General features: G+C 62.1%; 15 protein-coding genes. 11 read left to right on the top strand and 4 right to left on the bottom strand.

The window, feature by feature from the left end; all coding sequences use genetic code 11:
- Positions 1 to 372: 372 nt before the first annotated feature.
- The 3 genes from AC2YI2_RS01350 to AC2YI2_RS01340 all read left to right on the top strand — a co-directional run bounded on the left by AC2YI2_RS01350 (position 373) and on the right by AC2YI2_RS01340 (position 4,718).
- On the top strand, positions 373 to 2,466 hold the full coding sequence (locus tag AC2YI2_RS01350; RefSeq protein WP_487384615.1) for a DUF4189 domain-containing protein: 2,094 nt from the start codon (positions 373 to 375) through the stop codon (positions 2,464 to 2,466).
- Positions 2,467 to 2,565: 99 nt separating this feature from the next.
- Positions 2,566 to 2,823, top strand: a complete 258-nt coding sequence (locus AC2YI2_RS01345; RefSeq protein WP_487384614.1) for a DUF982 domain-containing protein — start codon at positions 2,566 to 2,568, stop codon at positions 2,821 to 2,823.
- A 131-nt stretch (positions 2,824 to 2,954) separates the two neighbouring features.
- Complete coding sequence (locus AC2YI2_RS01340; RefSeq protein ID WP_487384613.1) at positions 2,955 to 4,718, top strand: SLC13 family permease; 1,764 nt, start codon at positions 2,955 to 2,957, stop codon at positions 4,716 to 4,718.
- Positions 4,719 to 4,731: 13 nt separating this feature from the next.
- Here AC2YI2_RS01340 and AC2YI2_RS01335 read toward each other — a convergent pair whose 3' ends face one another.
- Positions 4,732 to 5,646: a LysR family transcriptional regulator gene (locus tag AC2YI2_RS01335; protein ID WP_487384612.1), complete on the bottom strand. Its 915-nt coding sequence runs from the start codon at positions 5,644 to 5,646 to the stop codon at positions 4,732 to 4,734.
- Positions 5,647 to 5,734: 88 nt separating this feature from the next.
- Between AC2YI2_RS01335 and AC2YI2_RS01330 the strand changes: the two genes are divergently transcribed.
- Positions 5,735 to 6,700, top strand: coding sequence for an NAD-dependent epimerase/dehydratase family protein (locus AC2YI2_RS01330; RefSeq protein ID WP_487384611.1), 966 nt, complete (start codon positions 5,735 to 5,737; stop codon positions 6,698 to 6,700).
- 13 nt (positions 6,701 to 6,713) lie between these two features.
- Here the strand turns inward: AC2YI2_RS01330 and AC2YI2_RS01325 are convergent, their stop codons facing one another.
- Complete coding sequence (locus tag AC2YI2_RS01325; RefSeq protein ID WP_487384610.1) at positions 6,714 to 7,133, bottom strand: DUF4864 domain-containing protein; 420 nt, start codon at positions 7,131 to 7,133, stop codon at positions 6,714 to 6,716.
- Positions 7,134 to 7,285: 152 nt separating this feature from the next.
- Here AC2YI2_RS01325 and AC2YI2_RS01320 point away from each other — a divergent pair, with 152 nt between their 5' ends.
- The 7 genes from AC2YI2_RS01320 (at position 7,286) to AC2YI2_RS01290 (ending at position 13,642) form a co-directional block, all read left to right on the top strand.
- Positions 7,286 to 7,492 (top strand): hypothetical protein, encoded by a 207-nt coding sequence (locus AC2YI2_RS01320; RefSeq protein WP_487384609.1) that lies wholly within the window; start codon positions 7,286 to 7,288, stop codon positions 7,490 to 7,492.
- Positions 7,493 to 7,643: 151 nt separating this feature from the next.
- Positions 7,644 to 9,188 carry a multicopper oxidase family protein gene (locus tag AC2YI2_RS01315; RefSeq protein WP_487384608.1) on the top strand — a complete coding sequence of 515 codons (1,545 nt, stop codon included), beginning with the start codon at positions 7,644 to 7,646 and terminating at the stop codon, positions 9,186 to 9,188.
- A 1-nt stretch (position 9,189) separates the two neighbouring features.
- Complete coding sequence (locus tag AC2YI2_RS01310) at positions 9,190 to 9,486, top strand: c-type cytochrome (protein ID WP_487384607.1); 297 nt, start codon at positions 9,190 to 9,192, stop codon at positions 9,484 to 9,486.
- Positions 9,483 to 10,169, top strand: coding sequence for a phytochelatin synthase family protein (locus AC2YI2_RS01305; protein WP_487384606.1), 687 nt, complete (start codon positions 9,483 to 9,485; stop codon positions 10,167 to 10,169). Before AC2YI2_RS01310 ends, AC2YI2_RS01305 begins: the two co-directional genes overlap by 4 nt.
- Entirely contained in the window at positions 10,166 to 10,618 is a 453-nt protein-coding gene (locus tag AC2YI2_RS01300; RefSeq protein WP_487384605.1) for a hypothetical protein, read from the top strand. Before AC2YI2_RS01305 ends, AC2YI2_RS01300 begins: the two co-directional genes overlap by 4 nt.
- Positions 10,618 to 12,216 (top strand): GMC oxidoreductase, encoded by a 1,599-nt coding sequence (locus AC2YI2_RS01295; protein ID WP_487384604.1) that lies wholly within the window; start codon positions 10,618 to 10,620, stop codon positions 12,214 to 12,216. The genes AC2YI2_RS01300 and AC2YI2_RS01295 overlap by 1 nt, the downstream gene beginning before the upstream one ends.
- Before the next feature lie 4 nt (positions 12,217 to 12,220).
- Complete coding sequence (locus AC2YI2_RS01290) at positions 12,221 to 13,642, top strand: hypothetical protein (protein WP_487384603.1); 1,422 nt, start codon at positions 12,221 to 12,223, stop codon at positions 13,640 to 13,642.
- Positions 13,643 to 13,650: 8 nt separating this feature from the next.
- Here AC2YI2_RS01290 and AC2YI2_RS01285 read toward each other — a convergent pair whose 3' ends face one another.
- Both AC2YI2_RS01285 and AC2YI2_RS01280 read right to left on the bottom strand, forming a co-directional pair.
- Positions 13,651 to 14,787: a polysaccharide pyruvyl transferase family protein gene (locus tag AC2YI2_RS01285; RefSeq protein ID WP_487384602.1), complete on the bottom strand. Its 1,137-nt coding sequence runs from the start codon at positions 14,785 to 14,787 to the stop codon at positions 13,651 to 13,653.
- 6 nt (positions 14,788 to 14,793) lie between these two features.
- Positions 14,794 to 16,041 carry a glycosyltransferase family 4 protein gene (locus AC2YI2_RS01280; protein WP_487384601.1) on the bottom strand — a complete coding sequence of 416 codons (1,248 nt, stop codon included), beginning with the start codon at positions 16,039 to 16,041 and terminating at the stop codon, positions 14,794 to 14,796.
- Positions 16,042 to 16,046 lie beyond the last annotated feature (5 nt).

The raw sequence follows: 16,046 nt of genomic DNA, 5'->3' as shown, positions 1-16,046 counted from the left end.
GTGTGCTGGATCGTCGTCCGTTCTGGCTTGCGTTGTCGATCAACGTCGGCTCTGCGGCGGCCGGGCCATCATATTTTCAGGCTCTTGGTCTGCCGAATGATCGACGCTGCGAAGCCTCCGTCCGGCGAATCCGAACAGCGCCAGGTAGGTCAGCATGATTCCAGCTCCAACGGCTATACCTGTCAGCATGGGCATGTCTCCAGGTCGCGGCCGGCATCTTTTGCCGGCGACCAGGGAACGCAAGAGCGGGCAGAGAGTTCCGGCTGTGCTAATTTTGGGCGCTTCGTGCCTTAATCCGCTCGCAAGTATGTCGAAATCTCGCCGTCCTGCTGACGTAACACGGGATAAAATCCCTCTACGGAGTTGATCCAAGTGACAGAAATTGCAGTAAAGCTGGACCCCGAAACTGGCGCAGCAACCATCGAGTTGCGCGGCGCCGCGGTGGCCGAGCCCCGGTTCCGGCTGCGAGACATTGCGACTGAAAAATTCCTCACCCGTCGGGGCTGGTCGAAGACCCCTTCCTTCCTGCCGGGCGAAGCGGTGACGGCGGCGGACTTTACGGTGCTCGCGCTCGATGCCGATTTGGCGCGCCGCGTGACGCGGGGAATGAAACTCTCGCTCGAACAGCCGGCTTCCAATATCTTCGCGACACTGGACTGGCCCCAGCCGACGGACGCCACTACGGAGGAAGAAAAGGCCGAAGAGGAAAAAACCGAGGCCGAGGAGCAGGAGCCGGAAGCCGACCAGGACATGGCCGATGCCGCGGCGGCGGACGCTGCGGACCTGAAGGACGCCGCCGAGGAGCCGGTCGAAGCAGACGAAGAGCCGATCTCGCTCGAACCCAGCATCCGGGACGAGGCGCCAACACCCTTTCGGGCGGACCCAACACCCGCCACCGCCAGGGCGAGACCGCTGAGCATTGCTCCAGTGGATGACGATGACGATGAAGATGACGAGAATGATCGCAGCACGCCCTGGGGCAAGCTCGCGGCCGCCGCCTTGTTCTTTATGGTGCTTGGTTCCGTGCTCACCTATTTCTGGCAGAGCTCGGCCTACGACAACGAATTGCGCACCGCGATGCGCGCCGTCGAGGCGCAGCGTGACGAGGCCAAGGCCGATTTCGAAAAGCGCCTCGCGGCCGCCGAAGCCAATGCTGGCAATGCGACCAGTCAGACGGTGACGGCGGTCGACGCCAAAGTCGCAAGCCTGACCAGCCAGACCAGCGATCTGACCAAGGACCGCGACGAGGCACTCGCCGAGGTTTCCGAGCAGCAGGCCAAGGTGAAGACGCTCGAGGAGCGTCTCTCCACCGCCCAAGGCGAGATCGAGAGCCTCAAGGCTGCCGCTGACGCTGACGCCAGCGAGCAGAGCGCGGTCTTCAACGAACGCATCGTCCCGCTCAGCAAGGAACTGGACACAGCGCGGACCGAGCTAGAGAAAAGCCGTGCCGACCTCGCGACCCGCGACCAGACGATCGCCCAGACGGGCGAGGACCTGGACAAGGCCAACACCGAGATCGCTACGCTTAAGAAAGCTGCTGAAGACCAGCAGGCCACGCAGAACGAGGAAGTCGAAACCCGCATCACGTCGCTCTCCGCCCAGCTCGACAAGGCAGTGCAGGATCTCGCCACCCGCGACGCAAGCCTCCGCGATGTCCAGTCGAAGCTCTCGGTCGCCAATGTGCAGATCGAGGCGCTCAAGCAAGTGGCCGGCAAGGCGACAGAGGCTGATCTCGAGCGGACGACGCTCGCCGACCAGATCACCGAGCTCACCGCGCAGATTGACAAGGCCGACAAGGATCTGGCGGCCAAGGAGGACGAGCTCAAGAAGGTAAAGACGAGCCTCGACGCCGCAAACGCTCTGCTCGCCTCCAACACGGCAGAGATCGAGAAGCTGAAGGAATCCGCGGCAAACACCACCGGGACGACGGAAGTCGCGCCGCAATCCGATCCGGACACGACCCGCCTCAAGCAGGAACGGGATCTCTTTGCCAAGGAACTCTCGGCCATGACCGAGAGCTTCAAGGCGCTCAAGGCCGAACGCGATCGCCTGGCCGATGCGACCGGAAAGACCGAGGAGCAGACTGCAAGCCTCGACACCGAAGGGGCGGTCACCGAGAGCCGTGCGATCTGGGGCGCGACCGCGATCGACCAGACGGGTGCGATCTATTCGCTGCAGAACCAGATTGCCGAGAAGACGGCGACCGAGAATGTCGTCGCCCTCTGCCGCGGCAAGTCGAACGGCCGCTGCGAGCCGCTCCGGACCTATTCGAAGAGCTGCTTCAGCCTGGCGCGCATCGAAGGCGAGGGACCGCGCAACGACAATTTCGGCTTCGCTGTCGGCAAGGACTGGCAGTCGGCCGAAAGCAGCGCGACCCGGCAGTGCAAGGAACTTGGTGGGAATTGCACCGTGCGGTTCACCGCGTGCTCACCGGATGCCCTCTCGAAGCCGGCGGTCGACCAATAAAACAGGGTTGACGATGACCAGCGGCCGGGAACAAAAACCCCCTCCCAAACGTTATGTGAAGGTTGTATAATATACTGCGTCGCATTTGGGAGGAATCATATGCAAGGCCAGTACTGGAAGAAGTCTGTGCTTCTTGAGTTCGCCGACATTGGCGCCGGCGGCATCCGCACCGTGACCAGCACGGACGATGCTGCCCGTTGCCTTCTTTACAAGTGGCCCGATCAGACCAGCAAGGCCTATCATCGCGCGAAGGGCATGTGCCTTGACGCGCTTGAGGGCCGCAAGCCGGATGACGAAGCGCGGGAAGCGTTCCTTGACGCCGCGCGTGAGGCCCATATTACAATCCGGCTGCAGTAACTGCTGAAGAAGGCCCGGTCGATCGACCGGGCCTTCTTCTCTTTCCCGACCTACATTTACCCGATAAGATTTGCCGTGCGGCATGGGTCATGCCGCTGCCGTCTTGCTACATTGCCGTCAGGGACAGGTGCATGCGGACAGACCAGTGGCTCATCGTAACTGTTATTGCCCTGATGATGGTGGCGTTCATCTGGGGGCGATACCGATACGACATCATCGCAGCCGTCGCCCTGTTGGTTAGCATGGTGCTGGGCCTTGTTCCTCCGAACAAGGCCTTTTCCGGCTTCAGCGATGACATCGTCATTATCGTCGGCAGTGCGCTGCTGCTGAGTGGGGCGATTGCCCGCTCGGGTGTGATGGACGTGGTCCTGAGGCGGATCGCTCCCGGCCACCAGAAGCCCCGTGTGCAGTTGCTGATCCTGGTGGCGATCGTCGCCTTCATGTCCTCCTTCGTGAAGAATATCGGGGCGCTTGCGATCATGATCCCGATCGCGATGCAGATGGCGCGCAGCTCGAGTGTCTCGCCATCGATGTTCCTGATGCCCATGTCCTTTGCCGCCCTGCTGGGAGGGTTGATGACGCAGGTCGGCACGTCGCCCAACGTCATCGTTTCCCGAATCCGCCAGGAGATCACGGGCGAGACGTTCCAAATGTTCGATTACACGCCGCTCGGACTGTCGCTCTCGTTGGTTGGAATTGTCTTCCTGGTCATCTGCTACAAGCTCCTACCGGAGCGCCATCGCAGCGAGCGTGAACTGAATGAGGCGGTGGCGATCAAGAACTACACGACCGAGGCCAAGGTCACGCCGCAGACACTTGCAGTGGGCAAATCGGTGCGCGATTTGCAGAAACTCGGCAGCGGCGGGGCCATGATCATCGCAATCCTCAGCGACAAGGGAAAATTCCGCAAGCCGCTGCCCGACACGGTGCTCAAGACCGGCGACCTTCTGATCGTCGAGGGCGAGCAGGACGCGCTCGACAGGATCGTCAGCCAGGGCAAGCTGAAGCTTTCGGGGCAGCGCGCAAAGTCCGAGCCCGGCGCCGAGATCGGCGCTGTTGAAGCCATTGTCGGCGCAGCCTCGCGTCTCATCGGCAAGAGCGCCAAGGACCTCTACCTCTTTGATGCCGGGCTGACGCTGCTCGCGGTAAGCCGCAGCGACGAGCGCTTTGTCGAGCGCCTGGGCGAGATCAAGATTCAGAACGGCGATGTGTTGGTGCTTCAAGGCAATGTCAAGAACCTGCCGGATCATTTGAGGGAATGGGGCTGTCTGCCTCTGGTGCAGCGCGACGTCCGCCTCGGATCCGTGCGAAACGGCCTGGTCCCAGTTGGAATTCTCCTCGGCGCAATGGTCCTGACCGCCTTCGGTGCGATACCGATTGCCGCTGCCTTCTTCGGCGCAGCGCTGCTCGTCGTGCTGTTTGGCGGACTGCCGATGCGCGAGGCCTATAACAATCTCGACGCACCGATCCTGGTCATGCTGGCGGCGCTGATCCCCGTCAGCGATGCGCTCCGAACGACAGGCACCACCGACATCATTGCCGGCCGGCTCTCCGACCTAGCCACCATGCTGCCAACATATGGCGCGCTTGCCTTGATCCTTGTCGCCGCCATGGCCGTGACTCCCTTTCTCAATAATGCCGCGACGGTGCTCGTCATGGCGCCGATCGCTGCAACCTTTGCCGGCAAACTGGGTTACGCCCCCGAAGCCTTCCTGATGGCCGTCGCCATCGGGGCGGGTTGCGATTTCCTTACCCCCATCGGGCACCAGTGCAACACGCTGGTCATGGGCCCCGGTGGCTATCGCTTCGGCGATTACTGGAAGCTCGGCCTGCCGCTCTCGGTCATCGTGATCCTGGTTGCCGTTCCGATGCTGCTCGTGGTCTGGCCAGTTTGACGGAGGGGGGCGGTCATGGCCAACCGATTGCCGCCCGGCTTCCGCCGGCGATGTAAGCTGTCAGTCCGCGCACCAGCGCATCGAAGGTCGCCCGACAGCGCGGCGAGCCTCTCAGGTCTTCGTGCATCACGATCCAGGTCTGGAGCGGCAACTGGAATTCATCGGCGAAGAGCTGCACCAGGTCCTCGATCTCCCGCGCCAGATTGACCTGGCAGATGCCGATGGCAGAGCCGGCTTTGACCGCAGCGAACTGGGCGAGATTGCTGTCTGCCCGGAAGGAGAACCGTGCATGCTCCACGGCCGGGATCAGCCTCATGAACCCGCGAGCGAAGGCACCCTGCCGGTCGTAGCCAATGAAGCGATGGTTGGCGAGATCGTCCCAGGACGTCGGCAGGCCATATCGTTCGAGGTAGCGCCTGTGGGCAAACATGCCGAGTGGGATCGCGCCGACATGGCGGGCGATCAGTGCCTTCTGCGTCGGCTCCGTCATCCGTACCGCGACGTCGGCCTCGCGGTTCAGAACGTCCTCGACGCTGTCGGTGGTCGAGAGCTCGACCTCGAGGTCGGGATGGTCATCCTGTAGCCGCGCAATGATCAGCGGCAGGACTTCAACGCCGATCATCTCGCTGGCGCTGATCCGTACGGTTCCGCTCACCCGCCCCTTGATGTCGGCGGCCGCCCGCACCAGCGCCGCGCTGGTCGCTGCCAGTATCTGAGCAAAGGGTTTCAGGGCCAAGGCGGCCTCGCTCGGCGCCAGACCCTGCTGCGAGCGAGTAAAGAGCTGCTGCCCCAGCGCCTCCTCAAGCGCTTCGACATGCCGCCCGAGAGTGGGCTGGGTGAGCCCGAGCTCGCGCGCAGCGGCGGAGAGCGAGCCGTGCTCAAGCACGGCCAGCAGGCTTCGATAGAGATCCCAGTTCGGCTCATTCATGCATTAATGTATAGCATAGATACGACATTCGACAATTTCGTTTATTGTGATTTCGCGGCATCTTCCCCATCGAGCAAGGAGATTGAAGATGCTAACTGAGACCGAGAGAAGGATCGCGTTGGTGCTTGGCGCCACCGGCGGCGTCGGCGGGGCAGTGGCCAAGCGCCTCGCGGCGGCAGGCTGGGCGATCCGCGCCATGAACCGCAATATCGAGAAGGCCCGCCAGACCGAGCCGACCTATGACTGGCGGCAGGGCGATGCCATGTCGAAAGCCGATGTCCTCGCCGCCGCAGAAGGTGCAGACCTGATCGTGCATGCTGTCAATCCGCCGGGCTATCGCAACTGGGGCGAACTGGTCCTGCCGATGCTCGACAGCACGATCGCTGCTGCCCGCGCCGTTGGCGCGACTGTCCTGCTGCCCGGCACGGTCTACAATTTCGGTCCGGATGCCTTCCCCATCCTGCGAGAGGACAGCCCGCAGAATCCACTGACCTCGAAGGGCCGCATTCGCGCCGAGATGGAGCGTCGGCTCAAACAGGCGTCCGATGACGGCGTCCGCGTCATCATCGTCCGCGCCGGTGATTTCTTCGGCCCGGGTGCAGCCAACAACTGGTTCTCGCAAGGCATGGTGCAGGGTGGCAAGCCGGTCAAGTCGGTCATCTATCCCGGCAGGGCCGGCACGGGTCATCAATGGGCCTATCTGCCGGATGTTGCCGAAACCATGGCCCGACTCGTCGAACGGCGGGAGGAACTCCCCACCTTCGCGGTCTATCACATGGAAGGCGTCTGGGATGCCGACGGCCAGACGATCATCGACGCCATCGGCCGCGCCGCCGGCCGCAAGCCGAGGGTGTGGTCGTTCCCGTGGTGGGCCATGCCACTGCTCGCGCCTTTCGTCACGCTGTTTCGTGAACTCAAGGAGATGCGCTATCTCTGGTCCCAGTCGCTCCGTATGGACAATGCGAAACTGGTCGCGACGCTCGGCGCCGAACCGCGCACGCCGCTCGACACTGCCGTCAAGCGGACACTCGAATCCATGGGCTGTCTTGCCTGATCGAGCCGGTGCGTCAGATGCCTTTGGAGTCGGTCTCGGGAGCGATCAGCACGCCGCCGATCTTGTAGGAGCCGTCGGGCTGGCGCAGCAGCTGGTAGACCGCTTTCCAGTCCTTGCCGTCACGCCCTTCGATCAGGACTTCATGCAGGACCATCGCACCATCGCCGACCGCCTTTGACCGGCCGAAGGCGTAGTTGCCGGGCTTGTAGACTGGCTGGTAGCTCTTCTTGACCATGGCGAAGAAGCTGTCCTTGTCCGGATAGCGCGCCTGGATGCCCGGTGCCGCAAAGGCATAGGCCGCCGCAGCGTCATCCTTGAGGAAGGCATCGATCTGCTGCTCGATCACATGGCGTGTCGTGTCGAGCGCATCCTCGGCAAAGGCAGGGAGCGGCAGGAAGAGGGCTAGGGAGAAGAGGGCAGGGCGTATGCGCATGAGGGCACCTCCGCGTTTTATCTGAAGATTATACGCCCGATCGACCGTTTGGATCTTACACATTCTGGTGACAGCGCCCCCGGCAATGCGGGCCGTTCGGAACCTGCACTCAGGTGCCGCGTTCCGTTTGGGTCACGAACAGGAGAATTGCGATGCAGAACACGCCCTTTTCGCCCCTCAACCCGATCCAGCCCTCGGATTTCATGAAGAACGACATTCCGGCCGAGACCGATGACCTCGAACTCGGAAAACGCAACCCCGAAGACGCTGAGCCAATCGAGAATGGCGGATCCGACCCGGATTCCGAACCGCGCCGCACGGGCGGATCGATCAATGATCCCCATGGCGGCCGCCACTGACCTAGGACGAAGTCAGCGTCCGCGATCCAACCCGGTCGCGGACTGACTATTCTTGGGGCAATCGGGAATTGCACGTCTCGCCAAGGCAAAATTTACGGGAAATTAGGGACATCAGCACATTCTTTTCGGCATTTCCGCCGAGGAACATGCGTTGTTCAAAACCCCGATCTCACGCCGGCACTTCATCCGCAATGCCGCCTGTCTGACCACAGCGGCGGGGCCGCTTGCGACCATTCCATTTGGCAATGCCGATGCCGCGACCGCCGAGGTCAAGAAGGCGGCGCTGCCGCTCGGGATCATCGACGACCTGATGAACCCGGAAGAGCATCATTCGCGCGACGGGCGGCTGCGCACCAAGCTCTTCATGTCGGTTGCCGAGGTGCTGCTGCCCGGCGGCCCGGCCCAGCTTCGTATCTTCAACGAAAGCCTGCCCGCGCCGACCTTGCGTCTCAAACCCGGTGATGCACTCGAGATCGGCTTCGAGAACCGCATGCCCGCCAATCCCGACACGGAGACGATGGCGGCGAATATTCCAAACCGCTTCAACACCACGAACATGCACTATCACGGTTTCCACGTCAGCCCGCGCGGAAACAGTGACAATGTCTATCTGCAGATTGAGCCTGGCCAGCGCTTCAACTATGTCGTCCGGATTCCGGAAGACCATCCAGCCGGAAACTACTGGTACCATCCGCATCGGCATGGCGCGGTTGCGGCGCAGGTGTCCTCCGGCGCTGCAGGCATGGCCATCATCGAGGGTGCCCTCGATCATGTGCCGGAGATCGCCGAAGCGGTCGAGCGCGTTTTGGTCATCCAGGCGCCGATCCCTGGTATCGACGGCCTGCTCGCCACCGAAGACCCGATCTGGCCGCTCGACGCGGAGCGCAATTTCCTGATCAACGGCGTCTACCGGCCCCGCATCTATCTGCGCGAGGGCGAGGTGCAGCATTGGCGGATCTTGCATGCCGGCGATGCCCAGTTCCTGCCGCTCACCGCCGAGGGTCTCACGCTGTACGAGATCGGCCGCGACGGCAATCCGTTGCCCAAGGCCGAGGAAAGCGCGACCGTCGATCTGGCCCCAGGTAATCGCGTCAACCTTCTCGTGAAGGCCGGCAAGACCGGCGTCTACGAACTCAAGCGCCCGGCCTTCAAGCAGGGCAAGATGGCGCTGCCGGAACTGTTGCTTGCCGAGATCATCGTCATCCCGGAAAAGGATCAACGGGTGGTGGACGGAACGCGCTTCGGCCGCGCTATCCCGTCCGGATCGCTGCCGAAGAACAAGATCCTTACCGATATCGCCGACAGCGAAATCACCATGCGCCGCAAGTTCGTGCTCGGTGTTTCCGACGTGAAGGGCTTCTTCAAGGACACCGAGTTCACCATCAACGGCCAGCCCTTCGATCCCGGCCGGGACGATGTGACGGCGAAGCTCGGCGCGGCAGAGGAATGGACGCTGGTCAACACCACGCCCTTCCCGCATCCGCTGCATATCCATGTCAATCCGTTCCAGGTGATCGACGTCAACGGTGTGCCCGATCCGCGGAAGCCCTGGCTCGACACTGTGCCCGTTCCTGCCGCCGGTTCCGTCACCTTCCGCACGCGCTTCACCGATTTCACCGGCCGCTATGTCATGCACTGCCACATCCTGCCGCACGAGGACACCGGCATGATGATCAACGTCAATATCGAGGCTTGATATGCGCGGCCTGTTGGCACTTCTGATCATCGGGATTTCGGCGCCGCCCATCCTCGCGGGCGAAATGCCAGCGGTCGGCGCCCGCTGTCTGCCCTGCCATGGCGCCGACGGGCGGCCGGCGCTTTCCGACGTTCCGATCATCGCAGGCCAGCAGCCGCTCTATCTCGCCAATGCGATCCGTGCCTATCGCGACGGCCAGCGCGCCTCGGGCCAGGCCCTGGTCATGCACGAAATCGTCAAGGATGCGACGGATGCGGATATCGAGGCGCTGGCGCAATGGTTTGGAGCACAACAATGAAGATCCTCACGCTGGCGCTTGCCGCCGCTCTCCTCGCCGCTCCGGCGGCGCATGCCGATGCGTTGTTCTACATCACCGATGCCGACGGCCAGAAGCTGTTCGACGAGGCCGAGATCAAGGCGCCCTACTTCAGGCTCGCGACCTATCTCGAGAGCGAGCAGATCCTGACATTCTGCGGCCCGGCGACGATCGCCGCCGTGCTCAACAGCCTCGACGTCAAGCGCCCGGTGCCGCAGCGGCTCTATCCCTGGGGCCTCTTCACCCAGGACACCATCTTCACGCCCGAGAACCAGGCGGTCAAACCCTATCCGATGGTGGAGCATGAAGGCCTGGTGCTCGAACAGCTCACCGCCTTCTTCAACAATCTCGGCGTCAAGGCCGAGCTTCATCACGCTGATGCGATCGACGAGGCCAGGCTGCGCCAGACGATCAAGGACACGCTGGCCGACCCGAACAAGCGGCTGGTGATCAACTACACGCGCAAAGCCATCGGCCAGAATGGCGACGGGCATATTTCGCCCATCGGCGCCTATGATGCCGATACCGATCGCGTCCTGGTGCTCGACGTCGCCAAGTACAAATATCCACCGGTCTGGATGACGGTCGCCGACCTTTACAAGGCGATCAACACGATCGACTCCGGTTCGAACAAGACGCGCGGCATCGTCGTGGTGAGCAAATGAAGCTCTCGCGCCGCGCTTTCCTTGTCGCCTTGCCGGGAGTGCCGTCCGCGGCACATGCCTTCGGCCTGAGCAGCAAGGACGCGGCTTTCGAGAATGTCGTCCGCCAGATCGGCGGCATTGGCGATATCTCGCCCTATCTTCTCGATGGCGTGTCGGCCGAATTCCTCCAGGTCTATGGCGCAGAGGCGCGCGGCACCTTCACCCGCTCCCTGTCGAGCGGCGCCCTGCAGGAGCGCGTTTCCAAGGCGCCCGCCGACATCAAGGCGCAGGTCGCCTTCGTCGCCAAGCTTCTCTACACCGGCGAGGTCACGCGGCATGGCAAGCAGGTTGCTGTCTATTACCCCTGGTGCCTCGCCTGGCGCTCGCTCGCCTTCGCCAAGGCGCCGGGCCTTTGCGGCGGCCCCGCCTTCGGCCATTGGGAAAACCCGCCGAAACCGGGGGCGATGTGATGCGTGCCACCGTGGTCGTCGTCGGATCAGGCATGGCGGGATCGCATCTCGCCTATAGCCTCGCGCTCAAGGGCATCGACGTCCTGATGCTCGAGGCCGGACCGCGCCGTAGCCGCGCCGAGAACCTGCTGACCTTCTACGACAATCCGGTCAAGGGACCGCAATCGCCCTATCCGAGCGTGGCGCATGCGCCGCATCCGGAGGACAAGACCTATGACGACTTCTACGTCCAGGCCGGCCCGGACCGTTTCATCGGCGCCTATCTGAGGCTCTTCGGCGGCACGACCTGGCACTGGACCGGTTTCGCCGATCGGCTGCGTCCCCTCGATTTCCGGATGAGGTCGACCTATGGGATCGCCGAGGACTGGCCGATCGATTACGACCTCCTCACGCCCTATTACGAGGAAGTCGAGAAGCGCTGGGGTGTCGCCGGCGACCCCAATTTCGTCTGGGGCGCGCCGCGCCGGACCGGCTATCAGATGAAGCCGATCCCGATGAGTTTTATGGATCGGCAGGTCGAGAAGGCGCTGACCAAGCTCGGCTTGAGGGCCGGTCCATTCTCCCATGCCCGCAACTCGGAAATCTTCGACAACAGACCGGTCTGCTGCGGCAACAATACCTGCGTGCCCATCTGCCCGATTGGCGCCAAATACGATGCCTCCGTCCATGCCGAGAAAGCCGAAAAAGCCGGCGTCAAGGTCATCACCGATGCGCTCGTCACCTTTGTCGAGCTAAAGGACAACAAGGTCAACCGCCTCAAGGTCCGGCGCCCCGATGGTGAGACCTTCTGGGTCGAGGGCAAGGTCTTCGCACTCGGCTGCCACGCCATCGAAAATCCGCGGCTGCTTCTGAACTCGAAGCAGGAGGGCGCGCCGAACGGTGTCGCCAATTCCAGCGGCAGTGTCGGGCGCTATCTCCTGACACAGGCTAATCAGGACTGCTGGGGCCTGACCCCGGAACCAGTCTTCCCCTATCGCGGGCCGCAACAGACAGGCGGCCTCATCGAAATGCGCGACGGACCGTTCCGCAGCGAGATGGCAGCGATCGGCACGTCTTTCATGAACAGCGGCTGGTCGGGCAATTCGGATGCGACGGAGCTTGCCAAGAAGCTGATCGACCGAGGCGTCGTCGGCCAGGACCTCGCCCGCCAGATCAACGACACCGTCTCACGGCATCTCAGGCTGAACTCCTCCGCCGAGGTGCTGCCGGATCGGGAAAACCGCGTCGAGCTTGCCGACGTCAACGACACAGCCGGCGTGCCGAAGCCCAAGATAACGTTCCGGATGGACGATTATACCAAGGCCGGCCTCAAGGCCGGGCTTGACGTCAACAATCAGATCTTCGCCACCATGGGCGCGACCGACGTCAAGTCCAACGATCCCTATCTCTCGAACGCCATCATCGGCGGCACGACCCGCATGGGCACCGATCGCAAGACCTCGGTGGTCGATCGCGACCTCATCTCGCACGATCATCGCAACCTCTACATTCTCGGGTCGAGCAGCCATGTCACGACGCCCGTGAATGCGCCTTCGCTCACCATCGCCGCACTCGCCATCCGCGCCGCCGATCACATCGCCGCTGCACTCAAGGGATGATGCCATGAAGCAGTTTATCGCCATTCAGATGCTCATCCTCGGCCTGTTCGTCCTGTTGGGCAACGGCATCCGCTCGATCAGCACCATGTCCCTTGCCGTCTCGCAAGGCGAGTTTGCGAGCTTCCTCGACATTTCTGTCGAGAAGACCGATGTTCTCGTCGAGGTCCTGCTGGGCGGCGCCGTTATCGCCCTTGCGCTTGCGCCCTTCATGGTTTCCTTCAGGACGGCAAGGCGCATAGCCGTTTTTGCGGCAATCCTGGCTGCCTGCTCCTACGCTGCCATCGGCATCACCATGCATGTCGATCCGGCGCTCGACCTGCGAGAGATTATTGTCATTGCGGGTTTCGCAATGGGTGGCTTCGCCGTCGCCTTTTTCGCCCCGCTGGCGCAACTTTCCATCACCATGCTCCACAGCGACAAGGAGCGCGCGATCCTCACGACGGTCTGGACCGCCGCTCAGCCGATCGCCTTCCTGATTGCGCCGCAGTTGGTGCGCTACGTCGCCTTCGATATTGGCACCGGCAACTACTTCCTGATCCTCGCCGCCCTGCCGCTTCTGTTTCTCATCATCGTACCCTTCATCTTCGACGGCGTGGAGCCCGAAGGTGAAGCGGTTCGCAAGGCTGTGCCCTGGAAGCCGTTGTCCATCTTCATCCTGGCCGTGCTGCTCTTCGAGGCATGGACCACGTCGAACAGTCTGGCCGGCATCAGCAGCGTATTCAGCCTGGTGCTGATGGGCGGGTTTCTGGGGGTCGGCGGCTATATGCTGTCACGGCGCCGGCAGTGGATGCCGCAGGGCGCGACGCTGCCATCGACCGCCATCTTCCTTCTGCTCGTCCTGTTCATTCTCGAAATTCCCACGACCGGTCTTTATGAGAGCGCTTATCTCGTAAGGCATCTCTGCTCGGCCGACGTAATCACCAATCGCGCCACATTCGGCGCCGCAAGCCAGGTCGGGGCGGTGTTCCTGACCGGTGCATTGCTCGCCCGCTGGCCGGTACTGCGCAATCCATTGCTCGGTCTCTCGATTCTGCTGCTCCTCATCGGGGCGGTCGCGACGGTATTCTATCCTTTGATGGGCATCGATGTCCCGCTGTTCTATGTCTCTAAGATGATCTCCGCCGCCGGCATGGGCATGGTGACGACGGTCATCGTCACCATCGCTGTCGCGTCCGGCAGCGGCAACAAGCTCGTAATGCTGGCGCCGGCCTTCGTCATCATGTTCGGTACGGAAGTCGGCATCGAAATCATGGAAATCATCTTCCAGACCACCAAGCTCGCTGGCTTGGACGAGGCGACGGCCTATCAGACAGTGTTCTTCGCCCAGGTCGCCGCGGTTCTAGCGGCCCTGGGTCTCTTCCTGGGCCAGATGTTGCTGCGTGTGATGACCCGCCCCAGTGCACCGGTCGTGGCTTCGCCGGTTTGAAGACGGCATTAACCCGCCGTCTCGGCGGCGATCCGCCGCGATATCTTTATGCCGGCGGAGGTCAGGAGATGACTGTAGGCTGACCGCAGTTCCCCGCGGCGCTTCTTGTAGTTCCCGGAATCCCATTTGAAGTGCCGCTTGAGCGCGCTTACGGAGAGCGCATCGATCCGGCTGTCGAGAACGACCGGAATTCCCATTGTATGGCACATTTCGTAGACGCGGCTGTCGTGGGCTATGCAGCCCGCCGGGGTGCCGGCCTGAACCGCAAGCATTGCGCCATGAAAGCGGGTGCCCACCGCAAAATCGTGCTGCCGGAGTTCGTCCATCCACTGCCTGACATCCGTGAAGGCCCGGGCGAACCGTCTGCACCATAGCTTGAACGCATCCGTGGGGAGGTGGGGCGCGATGTAGTTGCGATGCAATTCCATGGCCTCGGGGCTGATCGCGTTGAACTCGCCGCGCCCCAGCCGGATCATGTCTATTCCGTGCTGAACGACATAAATCCCACCGCTGGCCGTGACCATGGCGGCCAGGTCGGCCTCAATATTCGCCAGTCCAGTTACATGCGGTATGCCGGCGGCGACCGCGATCCTCTGTATCGGCCGGGCGAATTTCTCTTCGATTGACCCGAGGAAGTCGAGGTTCGGCGCAATGAAATTCGACGGGCAGCCCGTCACAACAGCGCTGTCGCCGAGCCCGATCTTTTCCATTTGCTGCCGCGTATATTCTCCGCGCACGCCCAGATTGGGACCTTTGGTCGGACTGAGGGCGGCGATCGTCCGCACCCAGCGCTCGGTGCCTTTGCTCAGGGCGATGTCCTGATTCTGGTCCGGTGCCTGTGCGCCCAAGCCAATTCCGATCACCGGCAACTGGGCGGCTTCCAATTTGTCAGCCATCTGGCCGAGATCGGTGTGATCGCCCAGCTGGTTCGCGAGAGGCATGACAATGATGTCGCCGGCCTCCCGTAACTGCGTAGGAGACGCGCCCAGATGCATCACGCGGGAATCAGACGCGATGTGCTGCAAGACCGCAAACTGGAAGGCCATGTTGCCGGTGTTGCCACCCGTCAGATCGAACAGACGATCGGCGGATACTGTCCAGGGATCGGTGATGTAGGGGCTCAGCGTCAGAACGATCACGCGCATTGTTGGTTACGCTTCCTGCAATGCGGATCGCTGAAGGGCTACGTGTTGGCGCAGCGCTCTGTATAGTCTCTCCGTGATTGACGCCGTCTCTGCGATCGTCGGCGGCTTTCGTATGACTGTTCTGACCAAATCCAATTGCGTTCGATCTTCGGCGAGCCGGGTCAGCAGTTCGGCCAGGGCAAATGCGCTGCCGGCTTGAAAGTGAAACCCATCCAAACCCGGTCTCACCTTCTCCTTCATGCCGCCGATATCAGAGCAGATGACCGGACATCCGTGGGCGAGCGCTTCCTGGATGACGAGCGGGGAATTCTCCCACCAGATCGAAGGGACGACAACCGCGTCCACGGTGCCCATGAGTTTGCCGACACACTTATTCCCATAGGGGCCGAAAAATTGGACATTCTCCGGCTTGGCCTTCATGCGCTCGAGAAACTCGATCTGAAATTCCTGAGGCTGCGAACCATGGTCGCCATGAATGTCGAACTGCACCGGCGCCCCGGACTCTGCCAGGATCGTGGCCGCGTCCAGCATGACATTCATTCCCTTGAGTTTGGAGATTTGGCCAAAGAAGCCAACACGCAGCGGCCGATTGCACGGGCCCGAACTGACTGCCATCCTTGGGGCGATATGCGGACTGCCATTCTCGATCACCGACAGTCTGCTGCGGTCGAGCCCCCATTCAATGTAGCGCTCGGCAAGGAATTCACTGGGTGCAATGAAGCGATCGACGTGCCTGAAATGGCGCATGATGTAAGCCTTGCGCAGAAAGAAATTCTGCGGCGATTGATCCGGGAAGCAGGTTGCGCATTCGCGCGGGCCGCTTCGCTCGCAGAGTGCAAGGCTGTCGCGCTTTACCATCTGGCCATAGTGGTGGCAGATCGCCAGGAATTCGTGCAGCGTGAGCACGATTTTCGCTTTCGGCGCCACCTCCTGGACGATGCCGAGCAGTTCGACACCGAAATTGGTGTAGTGGTGGAAATGGACGATGTCGGGCATTATCTCCCCAAGCAGCTTCCGCGCATGTTCGAAGAATGGCGCATCCATATTGGCATGCAGGAAGTGGTCAAATCGACCGCCGGCATAGATATAGCTTCGCGCGTTGAAGGGCTGGGCGAAGACGACGCCATCGCGCCGCTCCAGCTTGTTCGGTGCGGCCGACAGGAACCACCCTTCGATGTCGCCCGTAGACAAGAGCTGGTCATAGAGCTGAAAGGCAGCGATCTCGGCCCCGCCATTCGAGAGTCTCGGATCCATATGCG

Source organism: Rhizobium sp. SRI_017 (assembly GCF_057586295.1).
The sequence above is the reverse complement of the archived record's forward strand: the minus strand, read 5'-3'. Positions and strand labels throughout refer to the sequence as shown.

Coding starts and splice junctions, on each gene's coding strand:
- AC2YI2_RS01345 (WP_487384614.1), top strand. CDS start 2,566: ATGCAAGGCCAGTACTGGAAGAAGTCTGTGCTTCTTGAGTTCGCCGAC.
- AC2YI2_RS01340 (WP_487384613.1), top strand. CDS start 2,955: ATGCGGACAGACCAGTGGCTCATCGTAACTGTTATTGCCCTGATGATG.
- AC2YI2_RS01335 (WP_487384612.1), bottom strand. CDS start 5,646: ATGAATGAGCCGAACTGGGATCTCTATCGAAGCCTGCTGGCCGTGCTT.
- AC2YI2_RS01330 (WP_487384611.1), top strand. CDS start 5,735: ATGCTAACTGAGACCGAGAGAAGGATCGCGTTGGTGCTTGGCGCCACC.
- AC2YI2_RS01325 (WP_487384610.1), bottom strand. CDS start 7,133: ATGCGCATACGCCCTGCCCTCTTCTCCCTAGCCCTCTTCCTGCCGCTC.
- AC2YI2_RS01320 (WP_487384609.1), top strand. CDS start 7,286: ATGCAGAACACGCCCTTTTCGCCCCTCAACCCGATCCAGCCCTCGGAT.
- AC2YI2_RS01310 (WP_487384607.1), top strand. CDS start 9,190: ATGCGCGGCCTGTTGGCACTTCTGATCATCGGGATTTCGGCGCCGCCC.
- AC2YI2_RS01305 (WP_487384606.1), top strand. CDS start 9,483: ATGAAGATCCTCACGCTGGCGCTTGCCGCCGCTCTCCTCGCCGCTCCG.
- AC2YI2_RS01300 (WP_487384605.1), top strand. CDS start 10,166: ATGAAGCTCTCGCGCCGCGCTTTCCTTGTCGCCTTGCCGGGAGTGCCG.
- AC2YI2_RS01295 (WP_487384604.1), top strand. CDS start 10,618: ATGCGTGCCACCGTGGTCGTCGTCGGATCAGGCATGGCGGGATCGCAT.
- AC2YI2_RS01290 (WP_487384603.1), top strand. CDS start 12,221: ATGAAGCAGTTTATCGCCATTCAGATGCTCATCCTCGGCCTGTTCGTC.
- AC2YI2_RS01285 (WP_487384602.1), bottom strand. CDS start 14,787: ATGCGCGTGATCGTTCTGACGCTGAGCCCCTACATCACCGATCCCTGG.
- AC2YI2_RS01280 (WP_487384601.1), bottom strand. CDS start 16,041: ATGGATCCGAGACTCTCGAATGGCGGGGCCGAGATCGCTGCCTTTCAG.